3 protein-coding genes are annotated in these 6,304 nt (G+C 73.2%); 2 read left to right on the forward strand and 1 reads right to left on the reverse strand.

From position 1 onward, the window contains the following. Together katG and GA0115240_RS26420 are read left to right on the forward strand one after the other, a co-directional pair. Entirely contained in the window at positions 1–2,235 is a 2,235-nt protein-coding gene (gene katG / locus GA0115240_RS26415; RefSeq protein ID WP_093740365.1) for a catalase/peroxidase HPI, read from the forward strand. Positions 2,236–2,481: 246 nt separating this feature from the next. Next, positions 2,482–4,113, forward strand: coding sequence for a CehA/McbA family metallohydrolase (locus GA0115240_RS26420; protein WP_161302471.1), 1,632 nt, complete (start codon positions 2,482–2,484; stop codon positions 4,111–4,113). A 141-nt stretch (positions 4,114–4,254) separates the two neighbouring features. Here GA0115240_RS26420 and GA0115240_RS26425 read toward each other — a convergent pair. Further along, positions 4,255–6,304 (reverse strand): DEAD/DEAH box helicase (locus tag GA0115240_RS26425; protein WP_093740367.1); only part of this gene is annotated, 2,050 nt, incomplete at its 5' end.

Raw genomic sequence — 6,304 nt, forward strand, 5'->3', positions numbered from 1 at the left:
ATGTCTGAGAACCATGATGCAATCGTCGTCGACGCGAAGACGGAGAGCGGGGGCGGAGGCGGCTGCCCGGTCGACCACGGCCGCGCCCCGCACCCCACCAAGGGCGGCGGGAACCGCGACTGGTGGCCCGAGCGGCTCAACGTGAAGATCCTCGCCAAGAACCCCGCGGTGGCCAACCCGCTGGGCGAGGACTTCGACTACGCCGAGGCGTTCCGGTCCCTCGACCTCCCCGCGGTGAAGCAGGACATCGCCCAGGTGCTCACCACCTCGCAGGACTGGTGGCCGGCCGACTTCGGCCACTACGGGCCGTTCATGGTCCGGATGGCGTGGCACAGCGCCGGCACCTACCGGATCAGCGACGGCCGCGGCGGCGCCGGGGCCGGCCAGCAGCGCTTCGCCCCCCTCAACAGCTGGCCGGACAACGGGAACCTCGACAAGGCCCGCCGACTGCTGTGGCCGGTGAAGAAGAAGTACGGCCAGAGCCTGTCGTGGGCGGACCTGTTGATCCTGGCCGGCAATGTGGCCCTGGAGTCGATGGGCTTCGAGACCTTCGGCTTCGCCGGCGGCCGTGCGGACGTCTGGGAGCCCGAGGAGGACGTCTACTGGGGTCCCGAGACCACCTGGCTCGGCGACGAGCGCTACACGGGCGACCGCGAGCTGGAAGGCCCGCTCGGCGCGGTCCAGATGGGCCTCATCTACGTCAACCCCGAGGGCCCCAACGGCAACCCGGACCCGATCGCGTCGGCCCGCGACATCCGTGAGACGTTCCGCCGGATGGCGATGAACGACGAGGAGACGGTCGCGCTGATCGCCGGCGGCCACACCTTCGGCAAGACCCACGGTGCCGGTCCGGCCGACAACGTCGGCGCCGACCCCGAGGCCGCCCCGATCGAGGCGCAGGGCCTCGGCTGGCGGAACACCTTCGGCACCGGCAAGGGCGCCGACGCCATCACCTCCGGCCTGGAGGTCACCTGGACGAGCACGCCCACCCAGTGGGGCAACGGCTTCTTCGACAACCTCTTCGGCTACGAGTGGGAGCTGTTCAAGAGCCCGGCGGGCGCCAACCAGTGGCGGCCGAAGGACGGCGCCGCGGCCGGCACCGTCCCGCACGCGCACGACTCCGCGCGGAAGATCGCCCCCTCGATGCTCACCACCGACCTGGCGCTGCGCTTCGACCCGGTCTACGAGCCGATCGCCCGCCGCTTCCACGAGCACCCCGACCAGTTCGCGGACGCGTTCGCCCGCGCCTGGTACAAGCTGACCCACCGCGACATGGGCCCGAAGTCGCTGCTGCTCGGCCCCGAGGTGCCCGCCGAGACCCTGCTGTGGCAGGACCCGCTGCCGGCCGCGCCGGACGAGACGGTCGGCGCCGCGGACATCGCCGCGCTCAAGGCGACGATCCTCGCCTCGGGCCTGTCGGTGTCCCAACTGGTCTCCGCCGCTTGGGCGTCGGCAGCCACCTTCCGCGGCAGCGACAAGCGCGGCGGCGCCAACGGTGCCCGCGTGCGCCTGGCGCCGCAGAGCGGCTGGGAGGTCAACAACCCCGACCGGCTGGCCGCGGTGCTGCGCACCCTGGAAGGCATCCAGCAGGAGTTCAACGCCACTGCGGGCGCCGCCCAGGTCTCGCTGGCCGACCTGATCGTGCTCGGTGGTGTCGCGGCGGTCGAGAAGGCCGCCCGGGACGCCGGCCACGACGTCGAGGTGCCCTTCGCTCCGGGCCGGGTGGACGCGACCGAGGAGCACACCGACGCGGAGTCGTTCGCCGCGCTGGAGCCGAAGGCCGACGGCTTCCGCAACTACCTCGGCAAGGGCAACCGGCTGCCGGCCGAGTACCTGCTGCTCGACCGGGCGAACCTGCTGACGCTGAGCGCCCCCGAGTTGACGGTCCTGGTCGGCGGGCTCCGCGTGCTGGGCGCGAACTACGACGGCTCGAAGCTCGGTGTCCTCACCGCCACCCCCGGGGTCCTGACCAACGACTTCTTCGTCAACCTGCTGGACCTGGGTACGGAGTGGACGGCGACGGGCGAGGACGCGAACACCTTCGAGGCCCGCGACGCGGCCACCGGCGAGGTGAGGTGGACCGGCAGCCGCGCCGACCTCGTGTTCGGCTCGAACTCCGAACTGCGCGCGCTCGCCGAGGTCTACGCGAGCGACGACGCGAAGGCGAAGTTCGTGCGCGACTTCGTCGCGGCCTGGGACAAGGTCATGAACCTCGACCGGTTCGACCTGGTCTGATCCGGATCCGGCCGCGCCCCGACCACGTCCCCGACACGGTCCGGCCGCGGCCCCGTCCCAGCATGACCCGCGCGTGATCAGGAGGTCCGGGCCGGCCCCACCGGCCGGTCCGGGCCGCCGGTCGCACGCCCACCTGCCACCGTCTCTTGCCGGGCAGGCCACCCCCGGGTCATCCGCTGTTCGCACCGCCCGTTCAGGGTCCCTAGAGCTTCCGTGCATAAGCCACCGAATTCTCTGAGGACAAACATGTGCCTTGATGGACATTGCGAGCACACCGTCGACCCGCTCGTCCCCGAGCCCGCGTCCGCCGACGCCGCGACGGCCCGGCTCGGCCGCCGCCACGTGCTGGCCGCCGGCATCGCCGGCGCGGCTGCCCTCACCCTGGCCCCGGTCTCCTTCGCGCAGGCGGCCGACGCCACGTCCGGCGGCAAGCCGCCCACCAGCGGCGAAGTGACCCGCGTCATCAGCGGCTTCCTGGAGACGGGCGTCGCCGACTTCGTCTATCTCCCGGTGGAGATCCCCCAGGGCGTCCAGCAGATCGCCGTGTCGTACTCCTACGACAAGCCCGGCGTTCCGGCGGGCACCCCGGGCAACTCCTGCGACATCGGCATCTTCGACGAGCGCGGGACCGCGCTCGGCGGGCGCGGCTTCCGCGGCTGGTCCGGCGGTTTCCGCACCTCGTTCGCGATCAGCAACAGCGACGCCACCCCCGGCTACCTGCCCGGTCCGGTCAACCCCGGCACGTGGCACATCGTGCTCGGCCCCTACCAGGTCGCGCCGCAGGGCCTGAACTACCAGGTGCAGGTCACCCTCACCTACGGTGCGCCCGGCCCCGCCTTCGTGAAGAACTACCCGCCGCAGCGCGCCAAGGGCCGCGGCCGGGACTGGTACCGCGGCGACTGCCACCTGCACACCGTCTACTCCGACGGCAAGCACCTGCCGGTGGACGTGGCGACCGGCGCACGGGCCGCCGGGCTCGACTTCATGGTCTCCACCGACCACAACACCTCCTCCTCGCACGCGGTGTGGGGCCAGTACGCCGGACCGGACCTGCTGATCATCACCGGCGAGGAGGTCACCACCCGCAACGGGCACTGGCTGGCGCTCGGCCTGCCGGCCGGTGAGTGGATCGACTGGCGCTACCGCTCCCGCGACGACGCCTTCGAGCGCTTCTCCCGCCAGGTGCGCAAGGGCGGCGGCATCGTGGTGCCCGCGCACATGTACTGCGCCTACATCGCCAGCCAGTGGAAGTTCGGCTTCGAGGACGCCGACGCCACCGAGGTGTGGACCGGCCCCTGGACGTACGACGACGAACACGCGATCAGCACCTGGGACCAGAAGCTGGGCGAGGCGGTCCGCACCGGCAAGCGCTGGCTGCCCGCGATGGGCAACAGCGACGCCCACAGCGACCCGAATGTGATCGGCCTGCCGCACAACGTCGTCTACGCCGACGACCTGGCCACCGACTCGATCATGGCCGGTATCCGGGCCGGACGTAACTGGATCGCCGAGTCCGCGGCCGTCAAGCTGACCTTCACCGCCAGCGGGAACGGCAAGCAGGCCGGCATCGGCGAGACGCTGGGCGTCCCGGCCGACGCCCCGGTGGACATCCGGCTGGACGTCGAGGGCGTGCCGAGCGGTACGGTCCGCTTCATCACCGACGAGGGCCAGATGCACCAGGAGTCGGTGAGCGCGGCCGGCACCGGCACGGTGGTGTGGCGGACGACCGCCTCGCTCGCCGCCTACGTCCGCGCCGAGGTCCGCCACCCGATGCCCGACGGCTCCCCGGGCCAGGGCAACACCATGGGCGACGCGCTGCTGTTCGGCCCGATGGCCGCGCTGACCAACCCGGTCTTCCTGGAGAAGAAGGGCCACTGACCGCCCCGGCCCACCGGACGCGACGCGACGGCCCGAGCAGCACGCACCGGGTGACGGCACGGGCGGCGTCCGGCGGGCCGGCCCGGTCCGGGGCCGGCGGTCGGCGTCCGGCGTGCGGCAGCCGGCAGCCACGGCGGGTGACTACGGCCGGCGCGGCCGTGCCCCGCGCAGGGCGACCAGGTCGGCCAGTTCACCGTCGCTCAGCTCGCTGAACGCGGCCTCGCCCGAACCCAGGACGGCGTCGGCCAGCTCCCGCTTCTGCCGCAGCATGCCGGCCACCCGCTCCTCCACGGTCCCCGCCGCGATCAGCTTGTGCACCTGGACCGGCTGGGTCTGCCCGATCCGGTAGGCGCGGTCGGTGGCCTGGTCCTCCACCGCGGGATTCCACCAGCGGTCGTAATGGATGACGTGTCCGGCCCGGGTCAGATTCAGCCCCGTGCCGGCCGCCTTGAGCGACAGCAGGAACACCTGCGCCGCGCCGCGCTGGAACGCGTCGACCATCTCCTCGCGGCGTGCGACCGCGGTGCCGCCGTGCAGGAACAGGGTCGGCACTCCCCGGTCGGCGAGATGCCGCTCGATCAGCCGGCCCATGGCCACGTACTGGGTGAAGACCAGGGCCGATCCCTGCCCGGCCAGCACGGCGTCCAGGAGTTCGTCCAGCAGTTCCAGCTTCCCCGAACGGCCCGACAGCCGCCCGGGCCCGGGTTCCTTCAGGAACTGCGCCGGGTGGTTGCAGACCTGCTTCAGGCCGGTGAGCAGCTTCATCACCAGGCCGCGCCGGGCCATACCGTCCGACTCCCCGATCTCCGCCATGAGTTCACGCACCAGCGCCTCGTAGAGCGAGACCTGCTCCTTCGTCAGCGGCACCGGCTGATCGGTCTCGGTCTTGGGCGGGAGTTCCGGTGCGACACCGGGATCGGACTTGCGCCGCCTGAGCAGGAACGGACCGACCAGCGCGGCCAGTTGGCGGGCGGCCCGCTCGTCGCGGTCGCCCTCCACGGCGCGGGCGTACCGGTCCCGGAAGGCGGGCAGCGTGCCCAGCAGCCCGGGGGTGGTCCAGTCGAGCAGCGCCCACAGCTCGGACAGGTTGTTCTCCACCGGGGTGCCGGTCAGCGCGACCCGCCCCCGCGAGGGGATCGTGCGCAGCGCCCGGGCCGTCTGCGCGTGCGGGTTCTTGACGTGCTGGGCCTCGTCGGCGACCAGCAGGCCCCAGGACTGCTCCGCCCCAGCGAGGCGTTCCGCGTCGCGGCGCATCGTCCCGTACGTGGTCAGGACGAAGCCGGCCCCGGCGCCGCCCGCGAGACCGGCCAGATCGCGGCCGGGCCCGTGGAAGCGGCGGACCGCGGCGGTGGGGGCGAAGCGGCGGATCTCGCGCTCCCAGTTGCCCAGGAGCGAGGCGGGGCAGACCACCAGGGTCGGGCCGGCGGTGGCCGGGCGCTCCTGGCGGCGCAGATGAAGGGCGATCAAGGTGACGGTCTTGCCCAGGCCCATGTCGTCGGCGAGGCAGCCGCCCAGACCGAGCGAGGTCATCCGGTGCAGCCAGTCCAGGCCGCGGACCTGGTACGCGCGCAGGGTCGCGACGAGCGCCGCGGGCGGCTGCCGGGGCTCGCGCGCCATGCGGGCCTCGGGATCGGCGATCCGGGACCGCAACTCCTCCAGTACGCCCCCCGCCGTCACCGCGACCTGCTCGCCGTCCACCTCGACGGTGCCGGTCAGTGCGGCACCCAGGGCGTCGATCGCGGTCAGCCGCCGCCGGCCGGGCCGCGCGGCCCGGCGCAGCCGGCGTACCAGTTCCGGGTCCACGACCACCCAGCGGTCGCGCAGCCGCACGATCGGCCGATGCGCCTGGACCAGCCGGTCCAGCTCCTCCTGGGTGAGTTCCCCGTCCCCGAGAGCGACCCGCCAGCGGAAGTCCAGCAGGCCGCCGGATGCCAGCAGGGACCGGGCCGAGGACTGCGTTCCGTCCCGGGCGGGTTCCAGGACCGCCGCGGCGGTCAGCTCGCGCACCAGCTCCTTGGGCCAGTGCACGGGCACGCCGGCGGCGGCCAGGCGTTCGGCCGCGCCGCCCAGCAGCGCGCGGGCCTCCTCGTCGGACAGCTCCAGGCCGGTGGGGCCGCCAGGGTCGGCGGGGTCGGCGGCGGCCAGCAACCGGGCGGCCGGCGGCCAGGCGCGCGCGGCCCGGCGCAGGGCC

Source organism: Streptomyces sp. DvalAA-14 (assembly GCF_900091855.1).
Taxonomy (GTDB): Bacteria; Actinomycetota; Actinomycetes; order Streptomycetales; family Streptomycetaceae; genus Actinacidiphila.